This window comes from Maribacter sp. HTCC2170, assembly GCF_000153165.2.
Classification (GTDB): domain Bacteria; phylum Bacteroidota; class Bacteroidia; order Flavobacteriales; family Flavobacteriaceae; genus Maribacter_A.
Genome location: NC_014472.1, coordinates 284339 through 302500 on the forward strand (window position 1 = coordinate 284339; position 18162 = coordinate 302500).

The window sequence follows — 18162 nt, forward strand, 5'->3', positions numbered from 1 at the left end:
GCATTAGAGTTAACAAAAAAAGCAACATCGTAATGGATGTTGCCTTTTTTTTAAATTACAAATAGATTTTACTCAGACCTAATCAATGGAATTGTTTGATAGCCTTGACTTGACTGAATTGTCAAATAATATACTCCAGATTCCTGATTTCCAACTTTAGAAAGATTTAATCCAACTGACTTGTTTTCAGATTCAACATTAAAGCCTCCTTTTTCAATTAATACACCGGAAGTACTAATAACGGAGTACGTCACTTTTCCCTTTACATATTCAGGCAATCGAAGGGAAACTTTACCATCAGAAAGTATAGGATTCGGGAATGCTATAACTCCACTCTTCCCTGAAGAAGCATCGTTAACCGTAAAGCTAATAGTTACCGATCCTAGTTTACTGCCAGTACCATTAGCTTCTGCATATGCTTCTGCCTTCAAAGTATAAGAACCACTGTTTAATGAACCATTTAAATAATTTCCATTTACATCCCCAAAAAGAGCATAAGGCGAAACATTTTCAGTTCTTGAGGCATTTGAAGCTCCTGAAAGTGTCAATTTTACACTTTTAGCGTTCAACGAAGTTGATGCCCTAATGTTTAGCTCTGTAATTCGATTTATTACACTGCCATTTACAATACTCATTATATCACCATTTGAAACAGAATTAACAAGATTAAAACTAATCGGAGAATTAGTAGGCGGTGGTGTTGTAGATGAACCAGCTACAATTGTAATACTGGCAGTACCTACAGCCCCGTCATTATCAGTCACATCAACCCTTATAATATGGCTACCTTCAACAATATTCCTTATTGGGTGAGCCGTATAGTTAGAACCATCTGTGTCTTTTAGGGATCCGTTGACAAAAACTTGATATTTAACGATATTACCATCAGAATCAGATGCGGATATTCCCACCGACACCGTACTTCCTACAGCTACATTTTGACCATCCGTTAGATTACTGAAACTAACAATCGGTGCAGAATTTCCAGAAGGTGGAGGTGGAGGTGGAGGGGTAGTTGAGCCACCTACTACAACATTTACCGTCTTTGTTGCCGTTGCTCCAGAATTATCAGTGACAATAACCTTAACAGCATAATTTCCGCTTGAGGCACTAACTATTCTATGAGGTGTGTAACTAGACCCATCTGTATCAACTAATTGACTATTGACAAATATTTGATACTTAACTATACTACCACTTGCATCAACTCCAATTGAGATAGTACTTCCAGAAGCAAAGCTTTGTCCTTCAGTTAAATTACTAAAATCCACTGATGGACCACTACCACTTGGCGGTGGAGGTGGAGGTGGAGGTGTGGTGGATCCACTACCTACAACAATATTCACAGTTTTTTCTGCAGTAGCTCCAGAATTATCAGTGACCACAGCCTTAATCGCATAATTGCCAGTAGATGCATTTACAATACTATAAGTACTATAATTAGTCCCATCGGTATCAACCAAAGAACCATTAACAAAAATCTGATGTTTTGAAATACTGCCATCAGAATCATTCGAATTAACTCCTACTGAAATTGTGCTCCCCGCATTAAATGATTGTCCCTCAGTTAAATTGCTAAAATTTACTGTGGGGGCAATATTATTTGCCGGTGGAGGTGGGGGTGGAGGTGGGGGATTAGATCCGCCACTACAATTAGTCTGAGATAATGATAAGCTTTGTGCTTGGGCCAATGAATAACTACTTTCTTTATAAAGCACCATTCTATCTACATAATGGCCATTAGACCTACCTGATAGTTTAATTGTATAAGTTCCTGCTGAATTAAACGTGGCATATACACTATGGGCATCATGATCACTGGTCCATGTATCCCAACTCCAATCAATTTTATTAGTATAAATCTTGAAATAACCACCTGAAGAAGCACCATTAGGTACAGGAGATTTCCCCGATCCTCCAGGATATATTCTGTGTGACCCCCTTTGTCCATAAAAATTTGAGGCATTGATTTTCAACCACGAATCATTGTGCTCAGTTGAAGGGTTATGGCTAGCTATTACTCCTATCTTGTTTCTCCAAATAAATCGATACGTGCCAGGAGAATTTATTCGTAAGCTATAAGTAATTACCGAACTTCCAGGTGCGCTAAAAGAATTTGATCCTCTGAAAGCCAAAGTTCTACCCGCAGAAGCTCCTGATTTGGATTCATTATTCCAACTTCCAGCTGTCTTGGCCTCAGCTTCTAAAATGGCTATACCATTTCGTTCTTCAAAATCAACCCCGGTGCATTGCGCACCGATCTGATGTAAAAGTAAAATTTGAACAAAAAATAAAAAAGTAATTTTCAATCTCATATTGAATAAGTGTTAGTGGGGTTAGTATTAAATAAAAATATAAACAATATTAATAGTTCTAGAATAAACACAATACCATTTCTTTGGGGAAGAAAAAACGATTGTCCAAATAAATACGGGCAAAAACCCTTTTCGGACTATGAACAGTCAAAAATACGTTAAAGTTTTTAATGTATTTAAATTGGTGTTAAATTTTATCAATATCTAATTTTAAATAATTGTTAAAAATAATGAAACGAACCTTACAATTCTAGAAGGCAAAAACCCAAAATAAATTTTCACCAAAATACACTATGCTGAAAATCAACCTAAAATAAAAATGACGATAATAATTGCGCCCCCTTTTCATGAATTTGACTTACTAAAATAAATGCTAAAAACAACAAAACCCCTTGAAATAAGGGGTTTTTTGAGGTTGTGGGCGCGAAGGGATTCGAACCCCTGACCCCCTGGGTGTAAACCAGGTGCTCTGAACCAACTGAGCTACGCGCCCTAACGGGGTGCAAATATAGAATAGTTTTCTATTACCCAAAAGAAAAGATTAAAAAAAATCATAAGACCTCAGCCACTGTAAAATTACTGCCTCCGATAAAGATTATATCTTTTTTCGAAGCTTCTTTTCTCGCCGTCTTAAATGCGGTATTGACTGATTTGTAGGCACTCCCAAACAATCCATACCCCTTGGCCTTATTTTCTAACAACTCGGCATTCAAGCCTCTCATAATATTAGGGCAGCAAAAGTAATATTGTGCGTTTTTCGGAAATAAAGGTAAAACGGCATCCAAGTTTTTATCCTTTACAAAACCCAAAACCAAGTGTAACTCTTTAAATTCTTGTTTTCTTAACTGTTCCAGCACCAAAGTCAACCCCTCTTTATTATGTGCAGTGTCACAAACAATCATAGGTTTCCTACCCAATATTTGCCATCTGCCCAACAACCCAGTATTCTTAATGACCTTTTTTAAGCCACGCTTAATGTGTTCTTGTTTGACCTTAAAACCTTTGAGTTCTTTCAATACAGCAACTACCCCTTTAATATTTTTTGATTGATAGTTTCCAAGTAATTCACTCTTATGAACTTTGCGGATTTCTTGATCTGCAAAAACTATACTGGCATTTTTTGATTTTGCGATTGATTTAAACGTATCCCCTATTCCTTCTTGATACTCGCTTATGACAACTGGGACATTATCCTTAATTATTCCTGCTTTTTCAATAGCGATTTTCTCAAGACTATCACCAAGCAAATCAATATGATCCATACCAATATTCGTAATAAGCGAAACTTCTGGGTTTATTATATTGGTTGAGTCCAATTTTCCTCCCAATCCCACTTCAACAATGGCAATATCAACCTTTTTTTCAGCAAAATAATGAAAGGCCATACCCACGGTCATTTCAAAAAAAGATAATTTGTTTTTCTTTAGAAAAACCTCATTCTCCTCAATAAATCTAACAACTTGTTTTTTACCAATGGTCTTACCATTGATTCTAATCCGTTCTCTAAAATCTTTTAAATGTGGAGAAGTATAAAGTCCTACTTTGTAGCCCGCTTCATCAAGAATAGATGCCAACATGTGGCTACTGGAGCCTTTACCATTGGTGCCTGCAACATGTAAACTTTTAAACTTTTTCTCAGGATTATCAAGATGTACAGAAAAGTTCAGGATGTTATCCAATTTTCCGTTATAAGCAACCTTTCCTTTTTCTTGATAGACAGGAAGTTGAGCAAACATCCAATCCAAAGTTTCTTTGTAGGTCACTTATCCACCTAATTTAAAGTTGACAACCACAAAACCAATTTGTTGATTCGGCGCATTAGAATCTAAATTCCACTTATGCATGAATGCTGTTTTCTTGGCAGGTATTAATAAACACTCCGCTCTATTGGTAGTTCCTTTTACGCCAGGAGTAGCACTGATAACCTTGCCATTGCGATCAACCACAATTTTTACGACAACCCTACCTTCTTGATTGCAATCTTGTTTTACTTTTCCCTTGCTGACCAAAGACCTTCCGTTTAGTCCATAACCTCCAGTGCCACTACCTGACCCTGGACTACCATAATAACTAGTTGCATATGGATCTCCATCAGGTTGGCCCTTGTCGCCAGGTCTATTATCGTCCCCTTCACTACCAGTCGCAGAACCATCTGATTTATTGAGTCCCCCCATTAACTTATCCAGTTCAGCTTTTTTGGCCGCTTGTTCTTGCCTTTTTTGTTCTTCAGCTTCCCGTTTTTCACGGGCAACCCTATCTGCTTCAGCTTTTGCTTTTTTAGCAGCAGCATCGGCCTTTCTCTTAGCTTCTTGCTGTTGCTTTATTTTAATTGATTCTTCACTCTCCTGTGTGAGTACTTTTTCTGTAGGTTGCTCTTTTTCAACAACTTCTTCTACGACTTGCTCTGGTACTGCTTCAGCCTCTTGAACTTCTTCCTGTACGTTTGGAGGTTCAGGAATATCCAAAGGCTCTGACCTTATTTTTTCTTTAGGCTGATTATCTCCCATACCAAAATCCATGGTTCCGAAATTCACTGAGATACCATTCTCAATAGGGGGATCCATGTAGGTCAATCCTATATAAAAAAGCAAAAGGAGTAGCACACTTAACAAGGCTGTTGTAAGTGTAAATGATTTTTTCTTGTGTCTCGTATCTAAAAACGACATTAATTGGGTCGCACGGCCAAAATTACCTTGTAATTATTCCTATTGGCAATGTCCATAACGTTAACAGCCTCTTTAATGGCCACGCTCTCTTCTGCCCGTAGGATTATTGTTGGTTTCTCTTGTCCTTCTAGTGCCTTTTTTAATTCAATTTCAATGTACTCTCCGTTAATTCTTTCGCTATTCACGTAATATTCCAAGTTCTTGTTAATACTAACTGAAACATTTTGTGTGTTCGTTGATTTCCCCTTTGCTTTTGGCAATAGCAAATCCAACGCATTTGGCGAATTTGCCGTTAACATAAAGAATATCAACAACAAGAAAACAATATCGGTCATAGACGACATACTGAAGTCCGGACTTACTTTATTTCTTCCTTTTAATTTCATATACCGTGGCCTATAGTGGTTCGTTCAATAAATCCAAGAATTCCACTGCATTGGCTTCCATCTTATGAACAACCTTATCAGTTCTGTTTACCAAATGGTTATAACCTATATAAGCTATAATACCCACAATTAAACCAGCAACTGTTGTTGTCATTGCAGTATAAATACCAGATGCCAATGAACCCATTTCAGCTTGCCCACCGCTTGTGGCCATTTCATGAAATGCCAAAATCATACCAATAACGGTTCCAAGGAAACCAATCATTGGTGCCGCACCGGCAACGGTAGCCAAAACACTAACGTTTCTTTCCAATTTATAGACCTCTAAGGTACCTGCATTTTCAATAGCCGTGTTTATATCATCCAATGGCTTCCCTATTCTCGAAACCCCTTTTTCAGTTAAACGAGCCACAGGAGAATCTGTTTGGGCGCATAATAATTTAGCGGCCTCCAATTTACCATTGGTCACATGATCCCTAATTTGATTCATGAAATTACTATCTATTTTCGAAGCGGCTTTGATTGCAAATATCCGTTCAAAATAGATATATAGTGCAACAAACAATAAAACAAATAAAATGGAGATAATCACGATACTTCCTGTACCGCCGTTAAAAATTAAATCAATTACCGAGAGGGTTTTCTCTTCGGATAAAACATCCCCTATTTCAGGGTCTTGTGCAAGATCTTGAATCAATGACATATAATTTCTCTTCTTTAAGTTGCCTTAATAACGGTATTTTGTCGATTAAATTATACGTGCAGGACAAAATCTCGCATAAATACAAATGCCGCGGCACCTACCACAAAACCGATGAAAGCCAGAAATGCGATCTTCTTCAAATACCAGAAGAAATCAATTTTTTCCATACCCATTGCTACTACACCGGCAGCTGAACCAATAATCAACATACTACCACCTGTACCAGCTGAATATGCTATAAAATGCCAAAGTGGATTGTCCATACTTTCTGAAAACATTCCCATACTGGCAGCGACCAATGGGACATTGTCAATTACAGCGGAACCTACGCCAAATAACATTACGACAATATCGGTATTAGGTATAGCTTCATTTAACATCCCAGCATAATTGAATAAATACCCTAAAGATTCCAACGCTGCAACAGCCAATAAAATTCCTAGGAAGAATAAAATACTGGGTAATTCTATTTTTGAGAGGGAAGCATGAACAGGACTGTGATGGCCTGTAGTGTCATGGTCTTCGCCCTCAACATTTGATATACTGAATTTAGTACTACTATATATCTCGGCAAAGGTTGCAACTATAGCCAAGGAAAGCATCATGCCCACGTAAGGAGGCAAGTGCGTAATTGTTTTAAAGAAAGGAACGAATACTATTGCACCTAAACCCAAATACAACATTGTTGAACCAAATTTTGATTTTGGAGCTTCCAAATCATCAATTTTACTGCCGATTTTACCCTTAAATGCTTTATATCTGCTGGCAACTAACACTGGAACCACCATACAAAGAATAGAAGGAATCAAGACATGTTTTATCAATTCTAAAGCCGAGACTTTATTAGCAATCCACAACATTGTTGTCGTAACATCCCCAATAGGAGACCAAGCACCACCAGCATTTGCGGCAATGATTATCATACCTGCGAACCACAGTCTTGTATTTCTATCATTGATTACTTTCTGTAAAATGGTAATCAACACAATAGTTGCTGTAAGATTGTCTATTATTGCTGATAAGATAAAGGCCAATATAGAAAACAACCATAACAATTTTCGCTTGCTCCTTGTTCTTATAAACCCTTTTATCGTGGCAAAACCATCAAAATAATCTATAATCTCAACAATCGTCATTGCCCCAAGCAAGAACACCAATATTTCTGCCGTTTTTCCTAAATGATGTAAGAGAATTTCATCGATATGCGTAGGCTCCAGCTCCCTTAACTCTGCATTTACCTCAAAAACATCCATGTGTGCAAGAGCAATAATCGCCCATAAAATAGCCATCATAGCCAAGGCTGGGATTAGTTTGTCTATTTTAAGATTGTGCTCAAGGGTAATGGCAAGGTATCCTGCCAGAAAAACGATAATAATAATGGTTTCCATATATAGTTGGTTTAATTTACACTAATTGCTTTAAGGCAATTTCAAATCCAGTTTTACTCAAATTTAATTTGGTATGATTTTGTTTAAAGATATTCAAAATTGCCTTTCTTATGGTATCAGAAGTATCTTTAAATATCAAATCATCATCAATCCCTACTCTTTTTTCCATGAAATAGGCAAAAACTCTTGCCATACCACAGTTTGAAACAAAATCTGGAATAAGACTAACCCTTCCATCTGTATATTCCATTATTGGCCCAAAGAAAATCTCCTTATCCGCAAAAGGGACGTTGGCCCCACAAGAAATAACTTCCAAACCAGTATCAATCATTTTAGAAATCTGATTTTTAGTGATAAGTCGTGATGCTGCACAAGGAACAAAAATCTCGGTTTGCAATGTCCATATTCGCTCCTTTATTTCTTCAAATGGAATCATCTGATCAGCGCTGGCCATTAAATTGTTATTATGCTTATTTAGAAAAAAGTCCTTGATTTCTTCAAAACTGAACCCTTCTTCATTGATAACACCACCAGTCCGATCTAAAATCCCTACAATTTTGGCTCCCATTTGCGCCAAATAAAAAGCGGCTGCACCCCCAACATTTCCAAATCCTTGAACTACAGCTTTTTTACCCATTACATTACCACCAAAAATATCGTAATAATGCCTCACAGCTTCAGCCACACCATATCCTGTAATCATATCTGCAATAGTGTACTTTCTAGAAACATCTGGTGTGTACAATTCACTTTCAATTGGCTTAATAACACCCTGCCTCAATTGGCCTATTCTATTAATTTTATCCGCCTCAGTTGGCTTAAAGTGACCATTAAAAACACCCTCTTGAGGGTGCCAAACACCAGCATCCTCGGTAATGGGGATAACTTCATGTATTTCATCAACATTCAAATCACCACCTGTACCATAATAACTCTTTAAAAGAGGAGAAACTGCGCGATACCATCTTTGCAGTACTCCTTTTTTCCTTGGATCATGTGGATTAAAGTTAATTCCTGATTTTGCACCGCCAATTGGAGGGCCTGACACTGTGAATTTCACCTCCATGGTCTTTGCCAATGACAATACTTCATTAAGATCTAGGCCTTCTCTCATTCTTGTACCTCCACCGGCAGCACCTCCTCTTAAGGAATTAATCACAGTCCATCCTTCGGCTTCAGTCTCCGAATCTTTCCAATTAAAGACTATTTCGGGTTGTTTATTCTCGTATGCTTGAAGAAGTTCCTTCATTTATTTTGATTTTTTATCGATTATGTGACATTGATTTTAATTCTCATTTTTCAAAATTCTAACAATAAATCCCCAATTGGGGTTAGTGCTGTCTCATAATTTTTGGTTTAAATCAAATTGAAGAAATACTTAAAACAAATATAAAATACAGAAATTAAAAAATCGCCTTAATCCCATCTAAACTGAAAATAAATAAACAGTTAAAACAACTTTTAAAAGCCTGTGAATTTTATAACATAACTGTATATTTGTTGTGAATAATTTAAACTTTAGTTTATGGATTTTTCACTGTCAGAAGAGCAATTAATGATTAAAGAAGCTGCTCGCGATTTTGCCCAAACCGAATTATTACCAGGTGTTATTGAACGTGATGATGCACAAAAATTCCCGGCTGAACAAGTGAAGCAAATGGGTGAACTTGGTTTTTTGGGCATGATGGTAAATCCTAAATATGGGGGTAGTGGTTTAGACACAGTCTCCTATGCCTTAGTCATGGAAGAATTATCAAAGATAGACGCCTCTGCCTCCGTAGTTGTATCGGTTAACAATTCCTTAGTTTGCTGGGGATTGGAAACCTATGGCAATGAAGAACAAAAACAAAAGTACTTGACGAAATTGGCAACGGGTGAAGTTATCGGCGCTTTTTGTCTTTCTGAGCCAGAAGCAGGCAGTGATGCAACTTCACAAAAGACCACTGCAATTGACAAAGGAGATCATTATATTCTTAATGGCACTAAAAACTGGATTACGAATGGAGGTACTGCAGAATTCTACCTTGTAATTGCACAAACAGATAGGGAAAAGGGTCATAAAGGAATCAATGCCTTAATAGTGGAAAAAGGCATGGAAGGTTTCGAAATTGGGCCAAAAGAAAACAAACTAGGAATTAGGGGGAGTGACACCCATTCCTTGAATTTTAATGACGTCAAAGTTCCAAAGGAAAACCGTATTGGCGATGACGGCTTTGGCTTCAAATTTGCCATGAAGACCCTGTCAGGTGGAAGAATCGGCATTGCGGCCCAGGCATTGGGTATTGCAGCTGGTGCTTACGAACTCGCAAAAAAGTATTCTAAAGAACGTAAAGCCTTCGGAACTGAGATAGCAAATCACCAAGCAATTGCATTTAAGCTGGCCGATATGCATACCAAAATTGAAGCGGCAAGGCTTTTAGTGTATAAAGCAGCTAAAGACAAGGACAATGGGGACAATTACGATTTATCCGGGGCAATGGCAAAATTATATGCCTCGCAAGTTGCGATGGAAACTTCTGTTGAAGCAGTGCAAATTCATGGTGGTAACGGTTTTGTAAAAGATTATCACGTTGAACGTCTAATGCGGGATGCTAAAATCACCCAGATTTATGAAGGTACATCCGAAATTCAAAAAATTGTTATTTCGAGAAGCATTTTAAGGTCCTAATATTTTTACTTGATCTAAAATTTGTTTTAGCCCTATTAGACCAAAATACCCTGTTTTCCAAAATAGGGTTTTATCAATATCTCAATAAACACCCCTTAAAAATTCGATATTGAGTTTATTTTAGCAAATATTTAAAAACGTTGAATTTTTTTACTAGAATTCCATTCATCAATGATGATTATTTATAGATTATGATATTTTTGTAGAAATACCATAATTTATGAAATAGGCCTTTGCATTATTTAATGCACACGAAAAGACTTCAAAGGCCAATTACATATGACCTCTTAATTGAAATAAAAAGCAGCAGATGAAATTGATAAAACAAGGGTTATACCTTCCAGAATTTGAGCACGATAATTGTGGAGCTGGATTCATATGTAGTCTTAAAGGAATTAAATCAAATGATATAATCCACAAGGCTCTTGAAATACTGGACAAACTGGAACATAGAGGAGCGGTTAGTGCCGATGGGAAGACTGGTGATGGTGCAGGAATTTTAATCGACATTCCTCACGATTTCTTTTTGGATGTTTGTGATTTTGATTTGCCCGAAACAGGAAAATACGCTGTAAGCAATGTATTTCTGCCCCAAAAAGAAAACCAAAGAGAATATTGCATAAAGGAATTCGAAAAGAATTTAGAAAAGCAAGGGTTAAAGTTACTCGGATGGCGCGATGTTCCGGTAAACAAATCCATCCCTGGCAGAATAGCCATGGAGACGGAACCTTTTGTAAAGCAAGTCTTCATTGCAAAAGAAAATGATGAACAGGACGATTTTCAATTCAACCTTAAATTATTCATTGCCAGAAAAGTAACTGAGCATTCCATACTAGATTCAAAACTGTCTGAAAGTAAGTTCTTTTACCTACCAAGTCTTTCAACAAAAATCATAATTTTTAAAGGGCTTTTGATGCCTAAAGACATTAGTCTTTATTATACTGATTTGATGGACCCGCGAGTGGTCACCAGATTATCCTTGGTACACCAACGTTTTTCTACCAATACCTTCCCAACATGGGATTTGGCACAGCCTTTCAGGTATATGTGTCATAATGGTGAGATCAATACTTTACGTGGCAATGTTTCGAGAATGAAATCTCGTGAAGAACTATTGGAAAGTGATTGGTTCGGTCCTGAAATAAAAAACATTCTACCAGTAATATTACCTGGAAAATCAGATTCGGCCACAATGGACATGATTGTTGAGCTATTGTTGATGACAGGTCGGTCTTTGCCCGAAGTAATGATGATGTTGGTGCCCGAGGCATGGGAAAAAAACACAGAAATGTCGGAAGCAAAAAGAGCTTTCTATGAATTCAACTCATGTGCTATGGAGCCATGGGATGGCCCAGCTTCGATTCCTTTCACTGATGGGAATTACATTGGTGCCGTATTGGACAGAAATGGTCTTAGACCCTCACGGTATTCTGTCACCAAGAATGGATACGTGATTATGTCTTCTGAGACCGGAGTAGTTGATATCGAGCCTGAAAATGTAGAATTTCATGGAAGACTTGAGCCCGGGAAAATGTTCTTAGTGAATATGGAGAAAGGGCGCATTGTAAATGATGAAGAAATAAAGGAAGAAATCGCACAACGTCATCCATATAAAAAATGGATTGATAAAAATCTAGTTTACCTTAAAGATATACCATATAATGATTGCCCCCTTTTCTTGGGTGAAGCGTCTTTGGAAAAGCGCAAATCCACCTTTGGTTATACGCTGGAAGATATCAATACCATTATCTTACCTATGGGTAAAACGGCCAAGGAACCTATTGGTTCAATGGGATCAGACACACCTATAGCTGTTCTTTCAGAACGTCCGCAACTTATCTACAATTATTTTAAACAATTGTTCGCCCAAGTTACCAATCCACCATTGGATGGCATTCGTGAGGAACTGATTACCGATATAAGTCTAACTCTTGGTAGTGATCAAAATCTTTTCGATATATCTGAACTTTATTGTAGAAAACTGAAAATTCAGAATCCAGTAATTTCGAAAGAAGATTTGGATAAAATCAAGAACTATGATGCGAGTCCGGATTATAAAGTAGTTTCCATACCTATATTATACGATATTAAAAGAGGGCATAATGGCTTGGAAGAAGCTTTGGATTCAATACTGCGACAAGCATCAAAAGCAATTGATGATGAAGCAAATATCATAATTCTTTCCGATAGAAATACAAGTGAAGAAAAAGCTCCAATACCCGCTTTATTAGCTTGCTCTTTTGTAAATAGCGGTCTCCAAAAATTGGGTAAACGCTCCAAGTTGAGCATTATAATTGAGTCCGCTGAACCACGAGAGGTACATCATTTTGCCTTGCTGTTCGGTTTTGGTGCCAGTGCCATTAATCCATATTTGGTAAATGAGATAATTGCAGAACAGATTGAAGAAAATGATATCACCGAATTTACCTTTGAAGAAGCCATAAAGAATTACAACAAGGCTATTGGCAAGGGCATTCTCAAAGTCATGAACAAAATTGGTATCTCGACATTAAACTCATATCGAGGTTCACAATTGTTCGAGTGCATCGGAATCAACACTAAGGTTGTTGACAAATATTTTCCAAATACTCCAACTAGAATTGAAGGCATAGGGCTTTATGAGATTGAAAAAGAAATAGCCAAACGACACCAAAAAGCTTATATCAAAAAAGAAATTGCCGCAAATTTAGATTTAGAAATCGGAGGTGAATATAGATGGAGAAGAGAAGGCGAAAAGCACATGTTCAATCCATTATCCGTTGCCAAATTACAGAAAGCCGTTCGGGGCAACGAACCCGATACCTATAAGGAATTCTCCAAAATGGTCAATGAGCAATCCAAAAGCTTAATGACCATTCGAGGTCTTTTTGAATTTTCAAACTATGACCCAATTCCTTTGGATGAAGTTGAACCATGGACCGAAATTGTAAAGCGTTTCAAAACTGGCGCCATGTCATATGGTTCAATTAGCAAAGAAGCTCATGAGAATCTTGCTATTGCCATGAACCGTATTGGTGGAAAAAGCAACTCTGGAGAAGGTGGCGAAAATGCCGAACGTTTTTACAAAAACCAATCTGGTGATTGGAGAAATAGCGCAATTAAGCAAGTTGCATCAGGAAGATTCGGAGTAACTTCGAACTACTTGACAAACGCCCAGGAGATTCAAATAAAAATGGCACAGGGAGCAAAACCTGGTGAAGGTGGTCAACTTCCAGGCCCGAAGGTTAATCCTGCTATTGCGCAAACTAGGAATTCCACTCCTTATGTAGGATTGATATCACCACCACCGCATCACGATATTTATTCTATAGAGGATTTGTCCCAGCTCATTTTTGACTTGAAATCAGCAAACAGAAAGGCTCGAATCAATGTTAAATTGGTTTCTGAAGTTGGTGTAGGAACTGTAGCCGCAGGAGTATCAAAGGCTAAAGCAGATGTAGTTCTTATTTCAGGTTTTGATGGCGGAACCGGAGCCTCACCGTTAACTTCATTAAAACATGCAGGACTTCCTTGGGAGTTGGGTATAGCCGAAGCTCAACAGACTTTGGTAATGAACGATTTGAGAAATAGGATTGTTCTTGAATGTGATGGTCAGCTAAAAACAGGAAGAGACGTTGCTGTAGCTTGTCTTTTAGGGGCCGAAGAGTTTGGTTTTGCAACAGCTCCTTTAGTAGCTTCAGGTTGTGTTATGATGAGAGTCTGTCATTTAAACACATGTCCCGTTGGTATTGCCACTCAAAATCCTGAACTCCGTAAAAAGTTCAAAGGCAAACCAGAACACGTTGTTAACTATATGTACTTCGTTGCTCAAGAATTACGCGAAATCATGGCTCAACTGGGCTTCAGAACTATTAATGAAATGGTTGGTCAAGTACAAAAGCTAGATCGCAAAAAAGCCATTACCCATTACAAGGCAGCGGGAATAGACCTCACTCCTATCCTACATCAAATTGATGTGCCAAAAGGGACCAAGTTCTACAATACCCAAAAACAAGTACATGATGTGGACAAATCAATAGAATTTGAAATTCTTGAAAAAGCACATCCTGCTTTATTTAGGAAAGAAAAAATTTCGCTTGATTTTCCAATACATAATACTGATCGGGCAATAGGAGCCATAATTAGTAATGAGATTTCAAAAGTCTATGGAGCCCAAGGCTTGCCCATCAATACCATAAAATTGAATTTTACCGGTTCAGCCGGCCAGAGTTTTGGGGCATTCGCAACGCGCGGGCTAACCATGACAGTAAATGGAAATACCAATGATTATCTTGGCAAAGGGCTTTCAGGAGCTAAATTGGTAATAAAAGTACCTGATGGTTCCACGATTGTCCCGGAAGAGAATGTAATTACCGGCAACGTAACATTGTATGGTGCAACTGCTGGAAGGGCCTACATTAATGGAAAAGCGGGAGAACGTTTTTGCGTTAGAAATTCTGGGGCAAAAACAGTGGTTGAAGGAATAGGTGATCATGGATGCGAGTATATGACAGGAGGTGTAGCGGTAATTCTTGGTGAAGTAGGAAGAAATTTCGGCGCGGGAATGAGTGGTGGCATTGCCTATGTTTATAATAAGAACAAAACTTTTGAAAAGAAGTGCAACAAAGAAGCATTGAATCTATTAGCGGTTGAAGAAGACCAAGATATTGCCCAATTACGGGAATTGATTGAAAGTCATTACAATTTCACAATGAGCCCGCTAGCTCAGCGCATATTGGAAAATTGGGAGGAATGCCTGCCTGATTTTGTAAAAGTATTCCCTGAAGAATACAGGCAAGCCCTTATTCGCCTGGAAAAAGAAAAATTAGAAACTATATAAATCGAAACATGGGAAAGACAACAGGATTTTTGGAATTCGATAGAAAAGTAGAAGGTTATACGTCCGTTGAAAAACGCGTAAAGCATTATAAAGAGTTTACAGTTCCTATGAAAGCAAAGGAACTAAAAGATCAAGGTGCCCGTTGTATGGATTGTGGCATTCCATTCTGTCATAGTGGTTGCCCCTTAGGGAATTTGATTCCAGATTTCAATGATGCAGTTTATCGCGGCAAATGGGAAAAGGCTACTAAAATTTTACATGCAACAAATAACTTCCCAGAGTTTACTGGAAGATTATGCCCAGCCCCATGTGAAGAAGCCTGTGTTTTAGGCATCAATGAAGACCCTGTGACCATTGAGAACATAGAAAAAAATATCGTCGAGACAGCATTTAAAAATGGTTGGATTACCGCAAGTTCGCCAGCCAATAGGACAGGGAAAACAGTAGCGGTAATTGGCTCTGGTCCTGCAGGGTTGGCAACTGCGCAGCAATTGAACAGGGCCGGACATTTGGTCACAGTTTTTGAAAGAGATGAAAAACCTGGAGGTCTTCTACGATATGGCATTCCTGATTTTAAAATGGAAAAACATATAATTGATAGAAGGTTAAAAGTTTTAGAAGAGGAAGGTATCGAGTTTAAATGTGGTATTAATGTCGGAAAGGACGTTGATGCGAATGACCTAAAAAAAGAATTTGACGCCATTGTTTTATGTGGAGGAGCAACGGTAAGGAGAAAGCTGCCAATAAAAGGTTCAGATTTAGACGGTGTTGTGCAAGCCATGGATTTTTTACCTCAGAATAATCGTAGAGTTGATGGAATAAAGAAATTTGACAAAGAGATTTTAGCAACTAACAAAGATGTCATTGTTATAGGCGGTGGTGACACTGGATCGGATTGTATTGGAACATCAATAAGACATGGTGCAACATCTGTTTCTAATTTTGAGATTATGCCTATGGCCACTAAAGAACGTCCTGAAGACCAACCTTGGCCGTTTTGGCCCATGCGATTGAAAACAAGTACATCACATAAGGAAGGAGCAGAACGATTTTTTAGCATTTCTACGAAAGAATTTGTTGGTGATAAAGATGGAAGGCTAAAAGGTTTAATCACATCAGAAGTAGAATGGATTAAGCAACCAGGGCAACGTCCTATTTTAAAGGAAATTGAAGGAAGTGAGAAAGAATGGAAATGTGAATTAGCACTACTTGCTATGGGCTTTACAGGCTCTGAAATGACCATTGCTGAACAACTAGGGTTAGAAGCCGATACCCGAACCAATATAAAAGCATCGGAAAAAGATTATATGTCTAATGTTCCCGGTGTTTTTGTAGCCGGTGATCAGAGAAGAGGTCAATCGTTGATTGTCTGGGCAATATCCGAAGGGCGCCAAGCGGCCCATCATGTTGATTCTTATTTAATGGGGGAATCAACATTACCTTTAAAAGGAGAAGGGGATTTACCTAGGATATAATAATCTGAATCCGTATAATCGATGTAATTCAGTTTTTGCTTTCTAAACAAAGTGAGGCAGCACCTAAAACAGCAATGTTTGGAGTATTTGAATATTTAATTTCAAAATTCTCAAGAACTTTTTTGTAACCAAAGTTTTGAATACTGTTTTCTAAACTTTTCTTGAAAAAGGAAGCAGAATTTAAAATCGAGCCACCAATTATTATCTTTTCAGGATCAATTGCATACAAAATAATCTTAATTGCATTTCCTAAATGGATTCCAAATTGCTCAAATGCTTCAATAGACTTAACATCTCCCTTTTTAGCCAGATACAATAACTCTTCCCCATTTGAATTATAATGTCTTTTAAAGAATTTGCCGCTACAATAATCTTCTAGAACACCTTCTTTATAAGGGATCATCCCAAATTCACCTGAACCACAATTTGCGTCATTCAAAAGGCGTCCATTGGTAATTATTCCTGAACCCATTCCAGTTCCCAAAGTTAATCCTACAAAATGCTCACATCCTTGACCAGCACCAAAATAATACTCACCCAAGGCAAAACAATTCGCATCATTATTCATATAAATTGGAACATCAAATTCTTTTGCCAAAATATTTCCTAAAGGCACCTCATTCCATAAAGGGATGTTTTGCACCTCATAAATGATTCCTTTTTTTCTGTCCAATATACTTGGCACTCCTATCCCAATACCATCAATATTATTTCTTGAAATAACACTCTTGGTCAAGTCAACAATTAGATCAATTACTTCACTTTCACTTTTTTGATTCTGAGGAAGCTTGGCATATTCCGTTTCGATTACCTTGTCACCTTCCACTAGACCCACATTTACCTTCGTTCCACCTAAATCAATCCCTATGAACTTTTTACTTTTTGCCATACTCTTTAACTTCAGTTACTTCATTTTGAAACTATGCATGTTATCGCGCTGATGAAACCGCCAATATTAGCCATGCGCCGTGAGGCATCCATTGTTCAGACCATCTCCAGCGTTGTGCCGGATCATTATTCTGTGGCAATGGCATAAATGCGATATCGTTTTCATCTGTAAATCCTGCAGTAATACCATTACAAACACCGCCCTTAAAATTTAAGTTTACTTGCTCAATGTATTCCGGATTGTTGAAACCCAAACCATCAACCATATTCACATCATAAGGATTAAGCCCCATTATCCAATTTATATTATTGGCCGCATATTCCAATGCGCTCTTTTTTTGGCTCTCGGTCATATATTTCATACTAATATAAAAAGCACTGGATAGGGATGCCAAACGTGAGTTTTCCCCTTGCCACCAATAACCCGATTCGTTCTTGTGTGGAATAAAGAAGGAAGCCCTATTGTTATCTTCGTTAACGGCTTTGATATATTGCCTTGGATACCCAAACGGATTGTTGACATCATTGGTAATTTTTATCTCAAAATCTATGGATTGTTGAATTGCTTTTATGGCAATTTTCCTTGAATTATTTTCAAATTCAAATTCAAGGTATCTGCTTAAGGCAATTAATGGTAATCCGGCATCAGAACCATGATAAAAAGGTCTCTCTCCTTTATCATCAGCTTTCCACCAATTTCGATAATTATTATCACTGTTTAATCTACTGCTAAGCAAAACCATGCGTTTTCTAGCATAGGCCAAATACTTTTGATCATTTGTAGCATCAAAAAGTTCGGTTGCAGCCAACAGTGCACAATAATCATCAATTATATTCTCGATGCCATCATCTAT

The 18162-nt window shown here is 37.7% G+C and carries 12 protein-coding genes and 1 tRNA gene (1 of these 13 running past the window's edge); 3 read left to right on the plus strand and 10 right to left on the minus strand.

What is annotated here, in order from left to right:
* Positions 1–68 precede the first annotated feature (68 nt).
* From FB2170_RS01295 to FB2170_RS01330, 8 genes are all read right to left on the minus strand, one after another.
* Complete coding sequence (locus FB2170_RS01295) at positions 69–2315, minus strand: Ig-like domain-containing protein (protein ID WP_013304687.1); 2247 nt, start codon at positions 2313–2315, stop codon at positions 69–71.
* A gap of 418 nt (positions 2316–2733) precedes the next feature.
* Positions 2734–2808 (minus strand) — tRNA-Val (locus FB2170_RS01300).
* Between the two features lie 58 nt (positions 2809–2866).
* The gene (locus tag FB2170_RS01305; RefSeq protein ID WP_013304688.1) at positions 2867–4078 is read right to left on the minus strand and encodes a bifunctional folylpolyglutamate synthase/dihydrofolate synthase; all 1212 of its coding nucleotides are present in this window, start codon (positions 4076–4078) and stop codon (positions 2867–2869) included.
* Entirely contained in the window at positions 4079–4981 is a 903-nt protein-coding gene (locus FB2170_RS01310; RefSeq protein ID WP_013304689.1) for an energy transducer TonB, read from the minus strand.
* On the minus strand, positions 4981–5367 hold the full coding sequence (locus FB2170_RS01315) for an ExbD/TolR family protein (RefSeq protein ID WP_013304690.1): 387 nt from the start codon (positions 5365–5367) through the stop codon (positions 4981–4983). Before FB2170_RS01315 ends, FB2170_RS01310 begins: the two co-directional genes overlap by 1 nt.
* Positions 5368–5377: 10 nt before the next feature.
* Complete coding sequence (locus FB2170_RS01320; RefSeq protein ID WP_013304691.1) at positions 5378–6070, minus strand: MotA/TolQ/ExbB proton channel family protein; 693 nt, start codon at positions 6068–6070, stop codon at positions 5378–5380.
* A 50-nt stretch (positions 6071–6120) separates the two neighbouring features.
* A complete protein-coding gene (gene nhaD / locus FB2170_RS01325) occupies positions 6121–7458 on the minus strand; it encodes a sodium:proton antiporter NhaD (protein WP_013304692.1) in 1338 nt (445 codons plus the stop codon).
* Positions 7459–7474: 16 nt separating this feature from the next.
* The gene (locus FB2170_RS01330; protein ID WP_013304693.1) at positions 7475–8707 is read right to left on the minus strand and encodes a Glu/Leu/Phe/Val dehydrogenase dimerization domain-containing protein; all 1233 of its coding nucleotides are present in this window, start codon (positions 8705–8707) and stop codon (positions 7475–7477) included.
* A 276-nt stretch (positions 8708–8983) separates the two neighbouring features.
* Between FB2170_RS01330 and FB2170_RS01335 the strand changes: the two genes are divergently transcribed.
* The 3 genes from FB2170_RS01335 (at position 8984) to FB2170_RS01345 (ending at position 16420) form a co-directional block, all read left to right on the plus strand.
* Entirely contained in the window at positions 8984–10126 is a 1143-nt protein-coding gene (locus FB2170_RS01335) for an acyl-CoA dehydrogenase family protein (protein ID WP_013304694.1), read from the plus strand.
* Between the two features lie 310 nt (positions 10127–10436).
* A complete protein-coding gene (gltB, locus tag FB2170_RS01340) occupies positions 10437–14945 on the plus strand; it encodes a glutamate synthase large subunit (RefSeq protein WP_013304695.1) in 4509 nt (1502 codons plus the stop codon).
* 8 nt (positions 14946–14953) lie between these two features.
* Positions 14954–16420: a glutamate synthase subunit beta gene (locus tag FB2170_RS01345; protein WP_013304696.1), complete on the plus strand. Its 1467-nt coding sequence runs from the start codon at positions 14954–14956 to the stop codon at positions 16418–16420.
* Between the two features lie 28 nt (positions 16421–16448).
* On the opposite strand, the gene FB2170_RS01350 is transcribed toward FB2170_RS01345, so the two are convergent.
* A complete protein-coding gene (locus FB2170_RS01350) occupies positions 16449–17309 on the minus strand; it encodes an ROK family protein (protein ID WP_013304697.1) in 861 nt (286 codons plus the stop codon).
* A gap of 40 nt (positions 17310–17349) precedes the next feature.
* Positions 17350–18162 carry the 3' end of a glycoside hydrolase family 9 protein gene (locus tag FB2170_RS01355; RefSeq protein WP_013304698.1) on the minus strand. The gene runs 960 nt beyond the window's last position, so only the last 813 of its 1773 coding nucleotides appear in the window; its start codon lies off the right edge, out of view; it ends in the stop codon at positions 17350–17352.